Below are 22120 nucleotides of genomic sequence, written 5' to 3'. Positions count from 1 at the left end.
TTCATTGTTGATTTTCATTTTTTAATTTAAAGTTGTCGGCGCCTTTTTGTGCTCCGGTTGAGATGCCTTCTCCTATTACGGAGCCAGTTATGGTTTCGAGTAGCTCTGATGTGGATTTGTTGGTAACGCCGGGTGTTAGATTTCTCGAGATGGACTTTCCTGCAACTCCTCCGAGGACTGCGCCTGCGCCAGCAGCAGCTATTGGGTTTGTGGGGTCATTTCCTTGCAGTTTGCTACCTATGTAAGCACCACCACTGCTCACTACTCCGGTTGTGAAAATCCCTTTTCCTTGGGTCATCGAACCAACGGCGATTGCGATTAATGCATCCGTGTAGCTAAAGGGTTTTTCGCCATTTGATGCGACTTGTACGATGCTGTTTGCCGTGCCACTAACAATTCCTCCCGTAATGAGACTAGCGGCGCCGACTGTCGGTACGGAAATCAGAGCGGGCGCAGTACTAATAAAGGCCGCCCAACTCTTCAAGAGCTCCGTTGCTGGCTGTGCCGCATTGGTACCTAATCCTCTGAGTAGGTCTGCCTGAGCCGTCTGTATCTCTTCAGCCGAAGCCCCATTCTTTGCCATGAACTCGCCGAGTGACGCGGATGCAGCACCTGCGCTTACGATGCCGGCCGGAAGCTGGAACTGGTTGTTTTCCATCTCCAGCCGCGAAGCTGCGCTGGCGGCGGCGGCGCTCGTGCCGTCCGTGGCTGCAATTCCCGCGACGATGCTTTGCACTAGATTCATGCGGGCTTCTTTCTCGGACGGGGTGATATCTCGGCTATTGGTATCGCTAGCTACGTTTATCAAGTTGTTCAGCACCACACTCGCCGACGCACCAAGCGCCCCGGAAGAGCAGTTGCCCCCTGACGCTGCTGCTCCCGCACATCCCACAATGCCTTGCAGCGCAGCTCTCGCGGTCTCGCTATCGAGGTCGTCGGCAATCTGTTTCACTTTCTCCACGCCCAGAGTTTGCAAATAGCTCACGGCAGCACGCTGGACGAATTCGCCCACGCCTGCGCTGACGTTGCCTGCGGCAGCGGCAGAAATGACAGTGACTATCTGGCGATACGTGCCGCCCGGTGCCCACTTCGCCACGTCCTCAAGTCGTCTATCCAATTCGGCTAGCTTGACGGGATCTTTCTCTTGCTCGCGAGCCTTCTTCAGGTCTGCGTACTCCTTCACACGGTTGTTCACAAACGTCCCAACTTCGCGCTGCAACGCTTGCGTGATCTCGAAGCTTGTCTCGATCTGTTCGCGATCGAACTCGTTAGCTAGCGCGTTGGCGCCATCCTGATCTGAGGACACGTCACGGTTCACGGACGCTATGGCTTCTTCCGCTGTCTTGCCGGTTTTCGCCAGTTGCGCCGCTTCATCTGTGATTTCAATGACACCAGCGCTGATGCCGCTGCGCGTTACGCTTGTCCCGCTACCGCTTGCCGCGACTACCGCCGGTGGGGCAACGCTCACCGGGCCGGTCTTCGGTAACTCGCTGCCCGGTATTGCTTTCGCTCCGGTTTCGGCTCGGCCTTTCTGATCGGTGCCGACGCGAGCGCCATCGCCACCACCCGTGCTCACGCCACCGCCCAGGCTCACACCGAAGGCGTCGTACTCCGCGTGGTTCTCGATGTCGCGCTCGGTCAACGAACCGGTTTTCAGACGATTCCTATTCGACTCGGCTGCCTTGTCCGTAGATGCGATAACAGCACCGACGAGATCGGTGTTGCCGCGTACCGTCACGTCAAAGCCACCGTCGCCCGCTTTGATCCCGGCCTGTTCGGTCACGCTCGCGAAATCACTGCTGATTTGTTGATGGCTGACGTTCACGCTGCCGGACGCGCCGCCAAAGCCCACCGTGCCGCTGGCGCTGATGGATTGGTCTTTCGACTCGTAGACGCTGGTGTCTTGCAGGCTCTCCAGGCTCAGGTCGCCGCCGACATCGACCACGACTCGCTCGCCGGCGATTACGCCGCCTTTGACGGTCGTGTCGCCACCCGATGCCACCGTGGTTTTGCCATCAGCCGTGATGTGGCTGTAGTTGTTGGTGAGGTCTTTGCCGTCGGCTTTACCGCGTGAGGCGCTGGCGTTCGCCGTCACCCCGATGGACATGCCATTGCTGCCCACCGACACGCCTACGCCGATACCACCGGAGATACCGCTGCTCTTGCGGTGCTGCTCGAAAGTGTCGGCGCTCGCCAAAAGGCTGATATCGCCGTCGGCCTTGAGCGTAGCGTCTTGTCCGGCCTTGATATCGCTGCCGCGAACGAGCAGAGACGAGTCTTTGCCATCACCCTCGGCGCTCACCGAAACATTGCCGCCCGCGCTGACCGTCGAGCCAATCGACGTAATGTTCTCCTGCGTCTCGCGGCTCTTCTGCAACGAGCCACCGACCGTGATCGAGACGCTTACGTTGGCGGCATCTTTCAGATTCTTGACGGTATCGGCGGCGTTCTTGACCGCTAACCCGCCGGCGGCGACGCCGAGCGCTTTCATGCGTCCGTCGTCGACCTTGCTCGCCGCCTTGCCCACCTGGCCAACGGTTTCGGCCGCAGCGAGCAACGGACTGCTGACTGCAATCGTCACGCCGGATTGGCGAACCTCTGTTTCACGCTCGCTGGCGTCCCGCTCAACGCTCTCGGTAATCGCAACGCGCTTGGCCGAAATGTCGATGTCGCCCGCAGGCGCGATAACTGCGCTGCCTTCCTGTCGGTACTCGTCGCCAGCCCGGACCGAAACATCACCAGTTACTGAGCCGAGCACGCTACCTGTCTGGTTCGTACTCTCGCGACGTTTGGTTTCCTTCTCGCTGCGGTTGCCGAACGTAACGCTCGTGCCGCTGCTGAACATGCCGCTGGTTTTGGTTTCCGAGATGCTGAGCGACTGCTGGCTATCTTCGGCGGACGTGATGGCTACGTTGCCCTGCGCCGCAACGTTCACGTTGCCGTCAGCGACGACGTTCGATCCGACTATAGAGACGTCTTTTCCGGACGCAATCGAGACGGTGTCGCCAGAGACGGTGCTGCCGGTCGTTTGCGTCCCGTGCACCTCCTTGTAGCGTTCTTCCGTGGTTGTGGAGAAAAGGCCGGACTTGGCGTCGCGTGACCACCGAACGTCGTCATGCTGTGCGGTGACCCCGCCGACGGTCACGTCGCCGGTGGCGACGATTTGTACGGCGCCCTTGTCACCCGCATCCCGGTTGCCGCTGCTAACACCGCTATCCCCCGCGCTCACGTACGAGCCGAGAATCTTGGCGTCGCCCTTGCGTGAGCCCTCGTCAGCGACATAGGCACGCACGCCACGCTCGTCGAGTACGCGCTGAACCGCTTCGACTTGGCCCGCCGCAATGCCGATGGCACCGCCCGCGCGGATGTCGCTGCCGTGAATGCTTTCTGTGTGGGTGTCAGCCGTGGCGGCATGATCTTCGTTGCGCGACCGGCCGGAGAAATCTAACTTGTCAGTGACGGCAGTCACTTCCACGTCGCGGCCAGCCGCGATGACAACATTGCCGCCGGTAGTCATCTGTGAACCTTTGACCACCGCGTCCCGGCCCGCGACAACGCTTGTATTTCCGCCGACATCGACGACCGACGCGACGTGTTCGATCACCTGCGTCACGCTACGGTTGTCGCCAGTGCGGCCATCGCCGAAGCTTCGGTCCAACGCGATGGCGTCGATCGAGACGTCACGTCCGGCGGCGAGCTCGGTATCGCCGCCCGACTGAATTTGCGCACCTGTGACGTTCAGGTCGCGTCCGGCAGTCACGGCTAGCGTGTCCAGCGCGCCGATTTTCCCGATGGCATCGACGCTGGTGGTTTTGCCGCTACCACCAACGCCCACCCAATCGACCGTGCGAGTTTGGCTGGTCACGACGACGTCGCGGCCCGCTTCCACGCGCACCTGGTTGCCCAGGATATCGCCGCCGATGTTCGTGATATCGCGCGATGCGATGACTTCGACGTTGCCGACCGTCACACGGTCGACGTTTACGGGTGCCACGCTTTCCACACTGCCGACCCCGTTCGTGCCGCCTCGATCGGCGTTACCGTCGTTCGTCGCGGCTGCTACGGTCTTTTGTCCTCCCGGGGCGCTCCCCCCAATCACCCCGCGATTCTCGATATCCACAGCACGAATCTTCGTACTCGAATCGCCGACGATCTGCCCCCGATTGCTCACCGTCTGGCTGGCTTCCACGACAACATCGCGCCCCGTGACGAGTGCGCCGCCAGGTTGCAGGCGCACACGCTTGCCATGCGCGAGGTAGAGCGTCGGGACCAACACGGTGTGCGTCGAACCATCGGGGGAGGTGACGTCCTGCTTCACCAGCCAAACAATGTCGTCGGTCAGCGCCTGCATTTGGGCTTGCGTGAGACGAATGCCGACGCGAAGCGAAAGATCACGTCCGGCGCGCGCGCCTTGCGTTAGCAGCGCGCGATATTCCGTGTCGGCGGTGGCAGCCTCGTCGCTGTCGTAGGCCGTCAGTCTCGCGCGACCCGTCAGGCGAAGAATCTGCTCACGAACCAGCTTCGCCTCATAGAACCCATCGCCAATACGTCGTTCGATACCCGCAGGATCGATGTTCAGCAGATCCAGCATGTAATTGCTGGACACGAACTTGCCGTAATCGGTAAAGCGTTTATCTGTGACAACGAGGTATGGCTGCGACGGCGCCGTCACAATGCTGAACAAGCCACTGCTCGGCAGTGTCAGGTCGGGAATGCCCCCTGACACTGCATCGAGCGTTTGCAGGGCGCCTGACACGTCGGTAGACGCTCGCGCTTGTTGCGGGGCATCGATGACGGATTGCGACGCAGTGGAAACGGCAGAGGAGGGGGCATCGTCGGCGCCGACGGCAATTTCGGGGCGCTGGGAATCTCCCGGCCGTACCACACCCGGGGCTTCGGGCACGTTCGGGACGCGAGCCGACACCTGAGCATCGCCCCACGGCGCATCGATGACCTGGCCATCGGCCGATACGGCATCGATCACGATGTCTCGCGCGTGAATTCGTGTCGATTGATTCGAGGAGATCAAGGCGTCGAGGACGCCGACGACTGACTTTCGCTCACTCGTGCCCAAGTTCACCGTGGTGAACCACCGGTCGCGATTGCCGCGCTTCTCGTGCCAGTACAGATCGGACGTTTGACTGGTCTGCTCGATGCGCTCAAGCCCGACGCTACGGTTGGTGATCTGGCCGCCGTTGCCTCGTACGTCGAGGTTGCCACCCGCGCTGATGAGCGACGCGTAGTTCAGCGCGCTACCCGCATCGACATTCAAGCGAATCGAGCGCTGCGACGCGATGACACCCGGCGCATCCGCACTGATGATCCGATCGACCGTGCTGCGTGTCGTGATTTGCCGCCGGTATTCGTTGGTATCGCGGCTATCTTGAATGCCGTGCCCGTATCGGAATATCCGTGCGCCCTCGTCCGGCGCGCCGGTAATCGGTTGGTGAGCCTCATCGACCACGGTCGGCCGAATGTGCTGTGACGGGTCGTAGTCCGGCCAGAAGCGAACGATCCAGTTGCCATTCCCGTCGTCCTGAATGGACTCGAAGTGCTGCACCGCGCGCTTCGTAATGTTGCGAGTCGCGTAATCGACGGAATACACCGAGTCTTTGTAGACCTCGATGATCGGCTTCGCCAACGAGAAGGTCTTGCTTTCAGTGTCGAGCGCGGTGAGATGACCCTTAGGCAACGTGACGGCAATGGGGTCGCTCACCGCATAGAGCTTTTCGGCGGAGTGGGCCGCGCGTGCCTCTTGAGTCCAGCGCCATTGGGAGAACGGAATGTTGCCGGGGTTGGGGACCTGCTTGGTTTCCTTAACGCGATCTGTCGGTTGCCCATGATCATTGAGCTCATAGATGCGTTCTTCGATCATCGTCGGCCCATCGTCGATGCGCAGGCTATGGCTCCAATGCTGCGTCGGCAATTCCTGACATGGCGCGCCAGTCGCGGCAGCGCACCGCGTAAGCGAGGTGTCGTCGGGCAACGTCACGTAGCCGGCGATCCAAACGTGCCGAACGGCGGTTGTCGTTCCCTCGTCGATGCCTCGCTCGATGTTGACTCGACCCCGTTCGTTCACGAAGGTCTTAACGGCAATATCGATGTCGCCCCCGGCCTCGATCGTTGCCGACCGGTTGGTTAAGCCCGCCGCTTGGTGGGCGAGGAACCCGGCGCCATCGCGCGTGTCCGCCGCGCCGATGCGCAAGCTACCGAGGCTATATAACGTCGCGCCGTTCTCGTTGAGTACCTGACCTTGGGCGAAGATATCCAGTTGCTGCGTTGCCGCCATAACGGCAGCGGCGCCAGAATTGGTCAGATGAGTGCCGTCGAATCGAATGCGCTCGCCTATGACTGCGCCTGTGTTGTGCAATACCGGCGCGCGAAGTTGGACATCGTCGCCATCGATCCGCGACGCGTTGTCGATTCGGTCGGTGGCGTTGGCAACGACTGTCTTGCCTTTGATTCGGCCGCCGCTTTGATTAAGGACGCGAGCGGCATTCACGGTAAGTTTGCGTACTGCCGCGAGCTCACCGCCGATCGTCAACAGGCCAGAGATCGTCAGGTTGAGATCACCGTTTGTGCGCCAATCGTGAGACGGGCCAAAGGTGAAGTCTCCCGGCAACGTGATGTTCAGGTTGTTGCCCGCACGAAGCTGACCGGTGCCAAGCCACTGGTCGGCGCTCAGATGCAGATCCCGGTTGACGGCAATCTCGCCGCCGCGGTGATTCATCCGCGATGCGGTGAGCCTGACGTCCTGTCGTGCCTGAAGTTGCCCGAGATTGTCGAATGCCTGAACACCTTTGCCGTCGTAACCGGTCAGATGCAGATCGCGGCCGCTGAACAGCGATCCGACGTTCTCGAAGCGGTCGCGAATCGTGAGCGCCAAGTCTTGCCCGGAATGGATCCCGGCGCCCGAACCGTTGCGTAACACCAAGCTCTGTAGCTCGACGTTGCCGTTTCCGCCGATGAATCCGGTTGGGCGGGATTCGGAAGGCGTAAGCGTTGTGTCGTTGCGAATCTCGTCAGCATGAAGTGTCGTTTTTCCGAGCGTGGCGTTGACGATGCGACCGTCCGTGTTGTCGAGCGTCGCAGCGCTCAGCGTGAGGGTTTCGTCGGAGACGGCTGGCGTGTTGTTGCCATCGGTGTCGTCGGTGGTCTGTGACGCGTCGGTTGACCGGGGATCGTTCTCGCCGCGCCCCGCAGCATTGCCCGCGACCTCGATGCTCCCGCGAACGTTGTTAAGTGCACCACCTATTCGCCCATTTAATGCACCTGTCGAGTGGATTTCTCCATCGGAATTGTCCAGATCGTGGTCTACCGTCAACGTCGCAGTGCTGTTTGATCGAATGCGGCCCCGCCGATTCGCGAGACTCTCGCCATTCGCTTTTAAAGCGCGCTCCGAGTGGATATCCCCACCCGAGTTGTCGATGTCGTGACGTACCGCCAGCGCAAGTGTGTCGTTCGTTCGAAGTCGACCTTGCTGATTGATGAAGCGCTCGGCGCTTACGGTCGCAGGTCCTTTCGAATGGATTGCACCGTCGCTGTTATCGAGAACGTCTTGTGCTGAAAGCGCTAGCGCGTCGTTGGTGCGGATCTTGCCTTGCCGGTTGCGGATGCTTTTGCCGCTGACCTGCAAGTCACCACCGGCGTGGATTTCGCCGTCTATGTTGTCGACTTCGCCGGACGTCGTGAGCGATATCGCGTCTTTCGCGCGAACGCTGCCTCGCTGATTGGCAATGCTCCGACCGTGTGCCAGCAGTGCGCCTCCCGCATGGATTTCACCGACACCGTTATCGACATCGCCTTGCACCTTCAGTAAAAGTGCGCCGTTGGTTCGAAGGTGACCTTGCCGGTTGGTGAAGTCACCGCTGGTCGCGACCGCTAGCGAGTGGCTGCTTTCAATGCGTGCGCCGTCCAGATTCTCAAGACTGCCCGACGAAAGGTTGACGACGCCGTTTCCGGCGATAACCCCGCCGCGCGTTTCGCCATTGCCTTCACCCGATACCTGCGATGCTTGATTCCGCAAATGCCCAAGCACAGCGATATCTAGTGCTTGAGTGCCCACATTGATGATCGTCCCGCCCTCGTTGTTAAGCGTTGCAGACGAAAGACGGATTTGCGCACTGTCGCCGACGGCTTCGATGCGACCATTGGCGTTGTCGATGCCGTCTGTCACCGCAAGACGCAGCGCGTCGTGGGCCGCTGCACGGCCTGACCGGTTCATGAATGCACCACCGATGATGGCGTCCAGCGTGTCGCCTGCACGCAGTTCGCCACGGTCGTTGATCAGGTCCGCTGCGGTTTGCAACGTGAGCGATTCGCCCGACCGAAGCGTACCGTCGGTGTTGTCCAGCGTGCCGGTGCGGACCGTCACGTCACCATTCGACGCGATTTCCGCGCCTTGCCGGTTAGTGATGCCGTCTGTCGCAACGATCTCGGTTCGACCCTGCCCACTGTTGCGCACCGCGCCACTATCGTTGTTCAACTGTCGCGCGCGAATGTCCAGTGTGTCCGCTGATTCAATGGTGCCGAGCGCGTTATTCAGTGACGTCTGCGCTTTCAACGCGACGGCTTGCCCGGCGATGGTCCCGGAAGCGTTGTCGATGAAGGTGGCTGCGTCTGCCGTCAACGAGCGCAACGCCGTGAGGCGACCGTGATCGTTGCCGAGCGAGTTCGCGGTCAGTCGCAAGTCGCCGTTCGTGCCGACCTGGGCGCTGCGGTTATCGAGCGACGTGGCGTGGATCGCCAAGTGGCCATCCCCGGCATGCGCTACGGTGCCACCAGTGTTGTCGAACGTCTTGGTGTCGATCTGCGCGTCATGGGCGGCAAGTCGGAGGGTGCCGTCGCGATTGGTCAGGGCTTCGGCGATCTTCAACAGTGGGGCGGCGTCGTGGTGCTGATGTGGAGACGTGTCGCGTTGCGGATTCGGCGTCTCGGACGGTTGGCTTTGCACAATCTCGCCCGACGTGTTGTCGAGCCGCACGGCGTCTACCGCCAGCAACCCCGCATGTATCTCACCGCGCACATTGCGCAGGGTATTGGCCGAGACGTCTAGCTGACCTTCGGTGTGGACGCGACCCCCAGTGTTGTCCAGCAGTTCGCGCACGGCCAGTGCGACACGTTCCCGCGCAAGAATCTGGCCGCCGGTGTTCAGCAAGCTACCTGCCGTTTCAAATCGGAACGCGCCTTCGGAGACCCATCTACCGCTGTTGACAGCGCTTCCGGCTGTCACAATCACATCGCCTTTCCCGGCAATTTCCCCCTGAACGCTATTCGGCGCCGCGTTCGCCAGTTCCCCCGATTCACGATTCAAGGACCGATTAGCCAGCTCGCCGGTGACGTTGATCCGCATCGTCGCGTCGCTTAACGCCAGCAAGCGGCCGCCGTCATTTTGCAGGGCGTCAGCGTCGAGGGAGAAGAGGCCTCCCGATTGGATCAGGCCAGTGCGGTTGCTCACCACCCCGCGCGTTAGCAAATGGAGCGCTTGCTTCGCAGAAACCACGCCCTGTTCGTTTTGCCAACTGTCTGCGCTCAGGTGCAGCGCACCGTTCGTCGCGAGTGAGCCGTCGGTGTTCTCGAATCGGCCGGTCAGCAGACGTGTCGCGCCAGCGCCTGCGTGGTCGATCTTGCCTGCCGTGTTGTCCAGCGATTCGGACGTCAGCAGCAGGTCCGAGCCGTTGACGGCGATTCGCCCGTCGCGGTTATCCAACGCGCCGCGCAGGGAGATGTTCGTTACCGACGCTCCCCATTGAGAAACATCTCCGCCCCGATTCTTCAGCCCCGCCGCGTCGATCGACAGATGCTGCGTCGCTAACGACGCGCCGTCATGAATGAGCTCGCCCTGACTGGTCAATGTTGCTGTTTCGCCAACGCGAGTCGTCGCACCGGCCATGGAGAGCGGGCCGCCCAGTGCATGAACAAAAAGATGCTGCGGCGTGGTGGTCTTCGCGCCGCTCAGGTCAACGGTGTTTGCCGTGAAATGGATGCCGCCGGTCGCTGTATGGGCACCTGTGGCCCGCAGTGACCCCGCGACCGATAGCTTGATATCCGCCGGTTGACCCGCAGTCCCATCCGGGTTGGCGCCAGCGGCGATCGTTCCCGCGGATGCCACGCTGTCCGCGTTGACCTGAAAATGTCGAGCCGCCGACCCCACGCCGCCGTGCTGCCACATGCCGCCGACGGCGAGCGTGACGTCAGCCTCGCTGCGAAGTTGCCCTGTACTGATCAGATCGCGTGTCGTTTGCAACTGCAGCGCATCGGTGGCGAGCACATCGCCCCTCACATAGATGCTGTCGGCCGTCTTCGCGTGGAGCGCGCCGCCCGAATGCAATTTCCCTGAAACACGTAACTGACCTTCACTCGACAACGTCAGCGTTCCCCCGTTCGCCGAGACGTCGCCGTCGACATTGACGCCAACGCCAGCCTCGGTGCCGATGAGCCGAATCTTGCCCGCGTAGATGCCCCCAAGACGTGACACGTCGAGTGCGAATGCGGGCGTGACCCCTGACGATGCCTCGGTCGAGCGTACGTCGAATGTCGACGCGTCGATCTCGTTCCGCCCAGTCACGACGTCCAGTTGCTGCGCGTGAATCGCGGCATTGACCTCAACAGCACGCGCGAGCAATGCCGCGTGGGAAAGGTTGCTGGCGTTAAAGCCGTTGCCGGTGACGTAGAGGGTGCCGTCGGTGACGCGAAATGCTTCGAGAGAGCCGCTGCCGCCGAACACCGGCAAGCCGGTCGTCAGCACGCCGCGTGAGGTATTGATGAAGCCGCAGCCGTTGCACGTAATGCCGTTCGGGTTGCTGACGATGACTTCGGCGCGGCTGCCTGCCACTTCGAGATACCCGGCGAGATTCGACGAGAGCGCGCTCGTCACCTGATTCAGAATGAGGCGCGCCGGATCGCCGGTGAGATTGGGATTTCCCGGCACTAAGCCACCGGTCTGCGTTTGAACGATCGTGGCGGCGTTGTTGAGAATGGCGCCTTGGGTCGGCACGTCGAATTGCTGGTACTGATTGTGGGAGACACCCGCCGCGCTCGGCGCAGTGATGTTGATGAGTGGCAGGCCGTTCGGCGTCACGCCAACGCCCGGCGCGTGCGGGCCCGCTGCGGGAACGATCTGTGCCGTCGCGGATTGGCAGAACGCCGCGGCGCTCAACCCGAGCGCGCCGACCATAAGCCGCGTCGCACCGGGGCGGGTTCGACGGCGTGCCGCTCGCGACGTCCCGGGCGTGCGCCCGCAGCGGACATGTTCTCCGACGGCAATCCACTGACGCCGGACGTGACTGAAGACAAGACGGAAGCAACGGTGATTCATGTGGAAACTCAATAGCTCAGTAGCGCAGGGCGAGGGACACGCCAGCAACGATGGAATTGGTCGGGAATCCGGCCGGGCGATAGAGCGGCTTGGCTAGAAAGACGTCGTAACTGGCGCTGACGAACGCATCGGTATGGGCACCGAACTGGCCGCGCAAGCCCAGCACAGCCCCCGCCAACTGCGTGCCGGGCAATTCGCGTGTGCCCGGACCGAATACGCGCCCGTAATCGACCCCGGCGTAGAGCGCATGCGCGCTGGTGCCTATCGGCATATGGATTTCGTTACGGAGAAAGAAGCCGCGCGACGCGCTCAACGTGTAGTCGCCCGTGAAGCCGCGCACGCTGTAACGCCCGCCGATCGCGATCTGATCGACCGCCCACAACGCGTCGGCCGTGGTCTGGGCATGAAAGACGCCGACATATCGCAACGGCGTCGGGCCGATGGCGAGGGCAGGGATTGCGGGCAGGGCGGGTAATGGCACGGACCACTGCGCGTCCAGTAAGACGAGGTGATAGCGATAGGTCTGTTGGGCCATGCGCTGGGTGACCGGGTCGCGCAGATCGTCTTGTGCGCCGAACCAAGGCATGCCCTGCCGGTAGCTCAGCACGACGTCGGCTTGCGCTGCACCCACGTACTGCCGACGCGCCACGCCGAGCTGGAAATAGGTGTTGTTGCGGTACTGCTGCGGGATTTCGAAGTCTTCGATAAAACTCCTGCCGAAGCGGCGGCCCAGTCGAGCTTCGAGTGCCGTCTTGCCGTTGCGGTCGCGTTGCACGACGCGCTCCACCTTCAACTCGGCAATCTGATTGCGCCCGCTTGAGACGAACGTCTGATTCGCCCCCGCGATGCGCTGGAAGTACGCACGCGTGCTGCCGAAGATCGACACCGTGTTGTAGCCCCACGGAAACGAGTAGCCGAGGCTCGCGCCCTTCGTGCCGAAACGATCGTCACCCGTGGCGAGGTCGTGCTGCACGGCGACGTCGAGCAGATCGTTCAGCCCTAACAAGTTGTCGACGCCCACCGCGAGTTGCCCTTGCAAGCGACCTGTGTCGCGGGTGCCGCTGTTGTCGACCGACGCCAGCAGCCGCCATGGGCGCCTGCGCTGGGTATCGATCACCAGCATGCTGGTGCCCGGTGCGTCACCTGGCTCGATACGAATATCGGCGTCCTGACTCGGCATGCGCTTGAGCTGCTCCAGCCCTTGCTCGAGCGCGGGGAGCGACAGAATGTCGCCCTCGCGCAGGGGGAGAGCGGCCTGCCAGTGTGTGCGTGTGGCGGGATCGCTAAAGCGCACGGTCGAGACCAGGCCGGGGACGATCAATAACTTCAGACGACCATCGGCGAGATCCTGTTCAGGGACCACCACACGCGTCGTCAGCCAGCCTTGGGTGAGCACGGCGTCCGTAGCGAACGTAGCGATATGGGCGATGCCCTTTGCCCCAGCGCACTGGCCGATGAACGGTGCTAAGGCGCGCTGCACAAACGTGAACTGCGTTGGCAAGGGGATGCCGTCAACGGTTGTGACGTCAATTTCACGAAGCGCGATGCAGGGGGCTTCTGAGGGAAGCGTGGTCAGATCTGCGTCATTAACTTCCGCTTGCCGCGTATCGAGCGTCAGACGCGCGTCAGGCGCGTCGCTGCGCAGCGTCCGCTCGTCGCTTTCGCGCCGCTGTTGTTCAAGTCGTTGATCCCGAATGCCTTGATTGCTGACCGAGTCCGCCGTAGCCGTTGCTGCGGGAAGCGCGAGGGCCACCGCGCTGACGACACGAAGAAGAGAAATAAGACTGTCACGATGTGCCACGAATGCATTGCCCGGTTACGAAGTCGAAAATCGCAGCGCGTGACAAAGCCACCGTCGGTAGAGACGGTCATCGATCGTTGTCGGTACGTCGTCGCGCGCTGGCGCGGGAGGCGGGTGCAACAGTGAGCACGGTGACCGTGCTACAGCCGGGGGGGCTTACACCAGAGCGTTAGGCCGGGGTTTGCAGAGAGAACCGCTGATGGCGAAACTGGGACCAATTCTGTCAGCCAAGCGACGAGTTGTAATTGTAAAAATGGCTCAAACTATGAGAATCGGAATCGTCCGAACCCTTCTTGCGCAATATCCCGAGCGATTTTCGGAATTGGGTTGCGGAATTTCTGTATTCGACCATGTCGTGACGAAACTCCGCGTTTTCCCCACCTTCGGCACTTGCAATCTGACCTTGTAGCGGCTAATTTTTTTCGCTAGTATTTTAGGCATAAACTATTTACGATTTAACAAAGATCGGCGTGAACGGTGCGCGGTCAATGTTTTCCGGAGGGTGAAGATGAATATCGTCTGTATCGGTGGCGGTCCTGCCGGCCTGTATTTCGGGCTGTTGATGAAGCTGCGCCAACCTTCGCACCGTGTCGTGGTGGTCGAGCGCAATCGCCCGTACGACACCTTCGGCTGGGGCGTGGTGTTCTCCGATGCCACGATGGATAACCTCCAGGAAGCCGATCCGGTAAGCGCCGCGCAGATCAACGAGGCCTTCAATCACTGGGACGACATCGATATCCACTTCGAAGGCCGCACCATTACCTCGGGCGGTCACGGCTTCATCGGCATTGGCCGCAAGAAGCTGCTCAATATTCTTCAGGCGCGCTGCGAAGCGCTCGGCGTGGAACTCGTCTTTGAGACGGACGTCGCTGACGATCAGGAAATCGCACGGCGCTATCAGGCCGATCTGATCATCGCCTCCGATGGCCTGAACAGCCGCATTCGCACCCGCTACGCCGACACGTTCCGCCCCGACATCGACACGCGCCAGAACCGATTCGTCTGGCTCGGCACCCATCAGCGCTTCGACGCCTTCACGTTTGCCTTCGAGAAAACCGAGCACGGCTGGTTTCAGGCGCATGCCTACCAGTTCGATGCCGACACATCGACGTTCATCGTCGAGACGCCGGAAGCCGTCTGGCGTGCCCATGGCATCGACCAGATGAGTCAGGAAGAGGGCGTGAAGTTCTGCGAGCAGTTGTTCGCCAAGTACCTCGGCGGCCATGAGTTGATGAGCAACGCCAAGCACTTGCGCGGCTCGGCCATCTGGATTCAATTCCCGCGCGTGATCTGCGAGCGCTGGGTGCACTGGAACGAGATGGACGGCAAGCGCGTGCCGGTCGTGCTGATGGGCGACGCCGCCCACACCGCCCACTTCTCGATCGGCTCGGGCACGAAGCTCGCGCTCGAAGATTCGATCGCGTTGGCCGACGGTCTGGGCACCGACGGCGTCGACGCCCTGCCGCGTGTGCTCGACGACTACGAAGCCGCACGCAGTATCGAAGTGCTCAAGATTCAAAATGCCGCGCGTAATTCCACCGAATGGTTTGAAACCGTGGAGCGCTATGCCCGCTTCTCGCCGGAACAGTTTGCTTATTCGCTGCTGACGCGCTCGCAGCGCATCTCGCACGAGAATCTGCGCGTGCGTGACGCCGCTTACGTTGAGGGCTTCGAAGATTGGCTCGCCGAACACGCCGGTGTGTCGCGTGCTGCGGGCCAGCATGCGATTCCGCCGATGTTCACGCCGTTCAAAGCGCGCGGGCTCACGCTCAAGAACCGCATCGTGATGTCGCCGATGGCGATGTATTCGGCCGTCGATGGCGTGCCCGGCGACTTCCACCTCGTGCACCTTGGCAGCCGCGCACTGGGCGGCGCGGGCATGATCGTGGCAGAAATGACCTGCGTGTCGCCCGACGCCCGCATCACGCCGGGATGCCCGGGGCTGTGGAACGATGCGCAGCGCGACGCCTGGAAGCGCATTGTCGACTTCGTCCATGCGGGCGGCGACGCCAAGATCGCCATGCAGATCGGTCACGCGGGTCGCAAGGGCTCGACGCGACTGGCTTGGGACGGCATCGACCAGCCGCTCGACGACGGCAACTGGCCGCTGATCTCCGCCTCGCCGCTGCCTTATATCGATGGCGTTTCACAGACGCCGCGCGAGATGACCCGCGCCGACATGGATCGCGTGAAAGACGATTTCGTGCAAGCCACCCGCCGCGCCGCCGAAGCCGGTTTCGACTGGCTCGAACTGCACTGCGCACACGGTTATTTGCTCTCGAGTTTTATTTCGCCGCTCACCAATCAGCGCAGCGACGAATACGGCGGCTCGCTGGATAACCGCCTGCGTTATCCGCTCGAAGTGTTCCACGCGGTGCGCGCGGTGTGGCCGGAGAACAAACCGATGTCGGTGCGTATCTCGGCTAGCGATTGGGTCGAAGGCGGCATCACGCCGGACGACGCCGTACTGATTGCCCGTGCCTTTAAGGATGCTGGTGCCGATCTCATCGACTGCTCGTCGGGGCAGGTGAGCAAAGAAGAAAAGCCGGTTTATGGCCGGATGTTCCAGACGCCGTTCGCCGATCGCGTGCGCAACGACGCTGGCATTCCGACGATTGCCGTGGGCGCAATCTTCGAAGCGGATCACGTGAACAGCATCATCGCGTCGGGCCGCGCCGACCTTTGTGCGCTGGCGCGCCCGCATCTGGCCGACCCGTTCTGGACGCTGCACGAAGCGGCGAAGATCGGCTACAAGGATCTCGCCTGGCCGGCGCAGTACTATGCCGGCAAACGGCAGTACGAAACCAATCTGGAACGTGCTGCCGCGTACGCACAACAGATCGGGAAATAAGGACGCGCCATGACGCAACAAATAACGCCTGCCAACGCCGCGGCCCCCACGTCGCTCAAAGGCGTGCATGCGCTCGTGACGGGCGGGGCACGCGGCATCGGCGAGGCTGTGGCCCGCTCGCTGCTCGCACAAGGTGCGCGCGTGACGCTGCTGGGACGCAGCGAATCGACGCTGGCAAGCGGCGTGAAGGCATTGGCGGCGCTCGGCGACGTCGACTGGGTGAGCGCCGACATCGCCGACGCGGCAGCGGTCGACGCCGCCTTCACACGCGCGGCCGAGCGCTTTGGCCCCGTGCAAGTGTTGGTGAACAACGCGGGGCAAGCGATCAGTGCGCCGTTCGGCAAGACCGACAGCGCGTTGTGGCAGCAGATGATCGACGTGAACCTGACAGGCACGTTCCACTGCATTCAGGCAGCATTGCCCGCGATGCTTGCCGCTGGCTGGGGCCGCATCGTCAACGTGGCGAGTACGGCCGGGCTGGTGGGATATCCGTATGTCACCGCTTACTGCGCGGCGAAGCATGGCGTGATCGGCCTCACGCGCGCGCTGGCGCTTGAAGTGGCAAAGAAGGGCGTGACGGTCAATGCCGTGTGCCCCGGCTATACCGAAACCGACATCCTGCGCGAGACGATCGCCAATATCGTCGCGAAGACCGGCCGTAGCGAAGCCGAGGCGCGCGCCGAACTCGCGAAACACAATCCGCAGGGACGTCTCGTACAACCGGAAGAAGTTGCCGACACCGTGCTATGGCTCTGCCAGCCGGGCGCGGCGGCGCTCACCGGGCAATCGGTCGCGGTCGCCGGTGGGGAAGTGTTGACCGGCTGACGCGCGGGGCAACAAATCCACGTATCGACGAATCGTCTGACAACTATCGAACTGTTTCATCCGGCCCGAGTGCGGCGCCGATGAAGCTCAAGGAGGCAAAGGTAATGAGTGACGTGAAACTGACCATGGCGCACCACAAGCGCCCGTTCGCGAACTTTGAGGCCAAGCATTTTCTGTGGGCGGTGTCGAACGACGCGCAAGGGCGTCCGAGCATCGGCACCATCACGCTGAACCGTCCCGATAAGAAGAACCCGCTCACGTTCGACTCGTATGCCGAGCTGCGCGATCTGTTTCGCGGTCTGGTCTACGCGACGGATATCAAGACGGTGGTCGTGACGGGCGCTGGCGGCAACTACTGCTCGGGCGGCGACGTGCACGAAATCATCGGCCCGCTCACGCAAATGCGCATGCCGGAATTGCTCGACTTCACGCGCATGACGGGCGATCTCGTCAAGGCGATGCGTGCGTGTCCGCAGCCGATCATCAGTGCCATCGACGGCATCTGCGCCGGCGCTGGTGCGATGATGGCGCTCGCTTCCGACATGCGTTTGGGCACGCCGCAAACGAAGACGGCATTCCTGTTCGTGCGCGTGGGGCTGGCCGGTGCCGATATGGGCGCCTGCACGTTGCTGCCGCGCATGATCGGTCAAGGACGTGCTTCTGAATTGCTGTACACCGGTCGTGTGATGACGGCGGACGAGGGCCTGCAATGGGGCTTCTTCAACGCGTTGCACGACGGCGGTGCAGTGCTCTCGGCAGCGCAAACGCTGGCCGATCAAATCGCCTGCGGACCGACGTTCGCGCATGGCGTGACCAAGAAGCTGCTGCATCAGGAGTGGAACATGGGCGTGGACGAGGCCATCGAGGCCGAAGCCGAAGCGCAGGCCATCTGTATGCAGACGCAAGACTTCCGCCGCGCTTACGACGCTTTCGTCGCAAAGCAGAAGCCGGTGTTCAAGGGCGACTGAGGCGAGCCACATCATGAGCCAGAACTCGACGTCCAACATGAACGCCAACCCCCACGCCCACGCCAGCACGCCGCAGAACGCGCGTAATAGCGAATTCCTCGCGTGGCCGTTCTTCGACGACGCCCATCGCCAACTCGGCACCGAACTCGACGCTTGGTGCACGCGCGAGCTTCATGTCGATCATCACGCCGATACCGATGCGACTTGCGTGTCGTTGGTGCGCCAATTGGGCCGCGCGGGTTGGTTGAAATACTGCGTGCCCGCCAGCCATGGCGGCGCCCTCGACAAATTGGATTCGCGCGCCCTGTGTGTGCTGCGCGAGACGCTTGCACGTCACGACGGCTTGGCCGACTTCGCCTTCGCGATGCAAGGCTTGGGCAGCGGCGCCATCACGCTCGCAGGCAGCGAAGACCTGAAGCAACGCTATTTGCCGCGCGTGGCAGCAGGCGACGCGATTGCGGCGTTCGCGCTGTCGGAACCCAATGCGGGCTCCGACGTAGCCGCCATGGCCTGCACCGCGACGCTCGACGGCGATCACTACGTGCTGAATGGCGAGAAGACGTGGATCTCGAACGGTGGCATCGCCGACTTCTACTGCGTGTTCGTGCGCACCGGTGAAGCGCCGGGCGCGCGCGGTATCAGCGCCTTCGTGGTCGATGCCGATACGCCGGGGCTGACGATCGCCGAGCGCATCGATGTGAGCGCACCGCATCCGCTCGCCCGACTCAAGTTCGATAACTGCCGCGTGGCTGCCACGCAGCGACTGGGCGAAGCCGGGCAGGGCTTCAAGGTCGCGATGATGACGCTCGACATCTTCCGTGCATCGGTGGCCGCGGCGGCGCTCGGATTCGCTCGCCGTGCGCTCGACGAAGGGCTGGCGCGTGCCAAGTCGCGCGAAATGTTCGGTCAGACGCTCGCCGATTTCCAACTGACGCAGGCCGCCTTGGGCGACATGGCGACTGCCGTGGATGCGGCGGCGCTGCTGACGTATCGCGCGGCATGGCAGCGCGACGTGCAAGGTCAGCGCACCACGCGCGAGGCCGCCATGGCGAAGATGTTTGCGACGGAATCGGCACAACAGGTCATCGACCGCGCGTTGCAAATGTTCGGCGGCGCGGGCGTCGTGTCGGGCGCCATCGTGGAACGGCTCTATCGAGAAATTCGCTCGCTGCGAATTTACGAAGGCGCGACCGAAGTACAAAAACTCATCATCGCGCGCGAACTGCTCAAAGACGGCTGATCGCCGAAGGCTTGACTGATCTGATTGCTGGATTACCGGGGGCAAGGAGAAGCACATGGAACGATCTGGACATCTCGACACTTTCGCGCGCGACAACTTGCCGCCCGCAGATCAGTGGCCCGAGTTTCTGCTCGACAATCCCGACGTGGCGTATCCGGCGCGCATCAATTGCGCCGCCGAGTTGCTCGATCGCACGATTGCGCAAGGGCGGGGCGACGCACCGGCGATTTACTCCGTCGAGAACGGCCAACCCACGGTGACTTCGTATGTCGGCCTGCGGGAAATGGTCGACCGGATTTCCCATGTGCTGCGCAACGACATGGCGCTGGTGCCGGGCAACCGCGTGCTGCTGCGCGGCCCGAACAATCTGTTCATGGCGGCGGCCTGGCTGGCGGTGATCAAGGCGGGGCTGGTCGGCGTGCCGACGATGCCGCTGCTGCGCGCGAAGGAACTCAAGCAAATCATCGATAAGGCTGAGGTCAGCGCCGCGCTATGCGATGGCCGTCTTAAGGATGAGCTGGAATTCAATCGTCAGGCGGGGCATGAGTATTTCTGCCCAGTGCTCTCACAAGTGGTCTATTTCCACGATGCAGGTGAGCACTCACTGGAGGCCCGTATGGCCCGCCAACCGGCGAGCTTCGACGCCTGTGATACGGCGGTGGACGACGTCTGTCTGATCGCGTTCACGAGCGGCACGACGGGGCAACCGAAGGGCACGATGCATTTCCATCGCGACGTGCTCGCGATGTGCGATTTGTTCCCGCGTCATGTGCTCAAGCCGGGGCCGGACGACATCTTCTGCGGCACTCCCCCGTTAGCGTTCACTTTCGGTACAGGCGGCTTGTTGACGTTCCCGCTGCGCGTGGGCGCGGCAACGGTGCTGCTCGAAAAGCTCACGCCGGACTCGCTGTTGCAGGCGATTCAGGATTACCGCGCGACGATCTGTTTCACCGCGCCGACGTTCTATCGTCAGATGGCGGCGCTGGTCGGTAAGTACACGCTCACGAGTTTGAAGAAGACGGTGTCGGCCGGTGAAGCGTTGCCCGATGCGACGCGCCAGTTGTGGAAGCAGGCGTCGGGCATCGAGATGATCGACGGCATCGGCGGCACGGAGATGATCCACATATTCATCTCGGCGGCGAACGGCGATGTGGTGCCGGGCGCTATCGGCAAGCCGGTGCCGGGCTATATCGCGATGATCGTCGACGAGAACATGCAGCCGCTGCCCCCGGGCAAGGTCGGCAAGCTCGCCGTGAAGGGGCCGACGGGATGCCGCTATCTCGCTGACCCGCGTCAGATGAACTACGTGAAGCAGGGCTGGAACCTGCCGGGCGATACGTTCATGTGCGACGAAGCGGGCAATTACTACTATCAGGCGCGCTCGGACGACATGATCGTCTCGGCCGGGTATAACATCGCGGGCCCGGAAGTGGAGTCGGCGCTCTTGACGCACCCGGCGGTGGCGGAGTGCGGCGTGGTGGGGGCGAACGACGAAGCGCGTGGGCAGATTGTGAAGGCGTACGTGGTGCTCAAGCCCGGTCAGCCGAGCGATGAGGCCATGGTTAAGGCGCTTCAGGAGTATGTGAAGGCTAACATCGCGCCTTATAAATATCCGCGCGCCATCGAGTTTGTCGACGCGCTGCCGCGCACGGAAACGGGGAAGTTGCAGCGCTTCAAGCTGCGGCAGATGGCGCAGTAGTTGGCGCAGTAGTCGGCGCGATGGATGGCGCAGGCGGGCGTGGTAGCGCCGTAGCGCGCCGCGAGGGAAGACAAAGGGATAAGGGAGGAGACGACTATGTCGGGCACAGAAGTCAGCACGCATGCTTTTGTGAAGCCGCTGCTGGTGCGCTTCAAGCATTGCGATCCGGCCGGCATCGTGTTTTATCCGCGCTACTTCGAGATGATCAACGATCTGGTCGAAGACTGGTGCGCCGAAGGGCTGGGGTTGTCGTTCGGCGAGATGCACCTGCGCGATGGGCTCGGCGTGCCGACGGCTAACGTCGAGTGCCGGTTCAGTGCGCCGAGTTTTTTGGGCGATACGCTCACGCGGTCGCTGGAAGTCATGCGTCTCGGGCGCTCGTCGATGACGCTGCGCATCCGCTTTGCGGGAGCGAACGACGAGACGCGTTTGCAAGCCACGCTGGTGCTGGTCTGGGTCGCGAAAGGCGAGGGCGGTAAGCCCGCGCCCATCGCGGTGCCGCCAGCGCAGCGCGCGGCGATTGTGCGCTTTGCCGCACCTGATTCTGTAATTGAAGGAGTGACCTGATGCTGCAAGTTCTGCAACCGCCCGAGTGGGCGAAACCGCGCGGCTACGCGAACGGCATGGCGTTCGAGATGACGGTAGGCAGCCGCATCGTTTTTGTCGGCGGTCAGATCGGCTGGAATGCGCAGCAACGCTTCGAGACGAACGATTTCGCACTGCAAGTGCGTCAGACCCTGGAAAACATCGTGGCGATTCTGGCAGAAGGCAAAGCCAAGCCAGAGCACATCGTGCGCATGACCTGGTACGTGAAGAACAAGGAAGAATATGTGGCGAACTACCCAGCCATCGGCGAGCACTATCGCGCGGTGATCGGGCGTCACTTCCCGGCAATGACGGCCGTAGAAGTGGCCGATCTGGTCGAGGATGAAGCGAAGGTGGAAATCGAGGTGACCGCGGTGGTGCCGGCGGCTTGATGTTCTGATTTGCCGTGTTTTTTTGGGGGGCGCTTAAACCGCCCCCTCCGCGCTTCGTTTCTTCTTCCCGCCAAACAAAAACGCCAGACATCGTCTGGCGTTCTTATTTGATTCCCTGCAAGGTCGCTTGTTATGCGGCCTTCGGCACGCCCTGCACTTTGTCCAACTCGGCCTGCGTCAGCAAGTACGTCGTCGGCAAATCCTGCTCATCGCAGTTGTGTCCGTCACCACCCCGGTCCACGACGATGAAATCGCTCACCTCGTGCAACGCCAGCAACGGGTGATGCCACACGCCACGCGCATAGTTCACACCCTGCCAGCCATCCGAGACAAACGCGCGCATTTTGGTCACGTCCAACTCGCCTGCCGGTGCCACCACCACGAGATACGGCAGCGTCTTCAGCGGAATAAACGCCTGACTGCCCAACGGGTGACGCTCCAA

Annotated in this window: 10 protein-coding genes and 1 pseudogene; 7 read left to right on the top strand and 4 right to left on the bottom strand. The window is 62.1% G+C overall.

Features of this window, described 5'->3' with window-relative positions:
- Window position 1 precedes the first annotated feature (1 nt).
- The 3 genes and pseudogenes from ACPWR9_RS25440 to ACPWR9_RS25430 form a co-directional block, all read right to left on the bottom strand.
- Complete coding sequence (locus tag ACPWR9_RS25440) at window positions 2-11176, bottom strand: hemagglutinin repeat-containing protein (RefSeq protein ID WP_426300660.1); 11175 nt, start codon at window positions 11174-11176, stop codon at window positions 2-4.
- A gap of 18 nt (window positions 11177-11194) precedes the next feature.
- Window positions 11195-11317, bottom strand: a pseudogene (locus tag ACPWR9_RS25435) (ESPR-type extended signal peptide-containing protein); the annotation flags it as partial.
- A 16-nt stretch (window positions 11318-11333) separates the two neighbouring features.
- Window positions 11334-13070: a ShlB/FhaC/HecB family hemolysin secretion/activation protein gene (locus ACPWR9_RS25430; protein WP_426312906.1), complete on the bottom strand. Its 1737-nt coding sequence runs from the start codon at window positions 13068-13070 to the stop codon at window positions 11334-11336.
- A 556-nt stretch (window positions 13071-13626) separates the two neighbouring features.
- On the opposite strand from ACPWR9_RS25430, the gene ACPWR9_RS25425 reads away from it, so the two are divergent.
- The 7 genes from ACPWR9_RS25425 (at window position 13627) to ACPWR9_RS25395 (ending at window position 21678) form a co-directional block, all read left to right on the top strand.
- The gene (locus ACPWR9_RS25425) at window positions 13627-15969 is read left to right on the top strand and encodes a bifunctional salicylyl-CoA 5-hydroxylase/oxidoreductase (protein ID WP_426300608.1); all 2343 of its coding nucleotides are present in this window, start codon (window positions 13627-13629) and stop codon (window positions 15967-15969) included.
- A 9-nt stretch (window positions 15970-15978) separates the two neighbouring features.
- Window positions 15979-16794, top strand: coding sequence for an SDR family NAD(P)-dependent oxidoreductase (locus ACPWR9_RS25420; RefSeq protein WP_426300610.1), 816 nt, complete (start codon window positions 15979-15981; stop codon window positions 16792-16794).
- A 104-nt stretch (window positions 16795-16898) separates the two neighbouring features.
- Complete coding sequence (locus ACPWR9_RS25415) at window positions 16899-17762, top strand: enoyl-CoA hydratase family protein (protein WP_426300612.1); 864 nt, start codon at window positions 16899-16901, stop codon at window positions 17760-17762.
- A 37-nt stretch (window positions 17763-17799) separates the two neighbouring features.
- Window positions 17800-19002, top strand: a complete 1203-nt coding sequence (locus ACPWR9_RS25410; protein WP_426300662.1) for an acyl-CoA dehydrogenase family protein — start codon at window positions 17800-17802, stop codon at window positions 19000-19002.
- A 55-nt stretch (window positions 19003-19057) separates the two neighbouring features.
- Window positions 19058-20701 (top strand): AMP-binding protein, encoded by a 1644-nt coding sequence (locus ACPWR9_RS25405; RefSeq protein WP_426300614.1) that lies wholly within the window; start codon window positions 19058-19060, stop codon window positions 20699-20701.
- Window positions 20702-20797: 96 nt separating this feature from the next.
- A complete protein-coding gene (locus ACPWR9_RS25400; protein WP_426300616.1) occupies window positions 20798-21268 on the top strand; it encodes an acyl-CoA thioesterase in 471 nt (156 codons plus the stop codon).
- Window positions 21269-21270: 2 nt separating this feature from the next.
- Window positions 21271-21678 (top strand): RidA family protein, encoded by a 408-nt coding sequence (locus ACPWR9_RS25395; RefSeq protein ID WP_426300664.1) that lies wholly within the window; start codon window positions 21271-21273, stop codon window positions 21676-21678.
- 130 nt (window positions 21679-21808) lie between these two features.
- Here ACPWR9_RS25395 and ACPWR9_RS25390 read toward each other — a convergent pair.
- Window positions 21809-22120 (bottom strand): ureidoglycolate lyase (locus ACPWR9_RS25390; protein ID WP_426332403.1); only part of this gene is annotated, 312 nt, incomplete at its 5' end.

Source organism: Pandoraea pneumonica, from assembly GCF_049918595.1.
In the GTDB taxonomy this organism is placed as follows: Bacteria; Pseudomonadota; Gammaproteobacteria; order Burkholderiales; family Burkholderiaceae; genus Pandoraea; species Pandoraea pneumonica_A.
The sequence above is the reverse complement of the archived record's forward strand: the minus strand, read 5'-3'. Positions and strand labels throughout refer to the sequence as shown.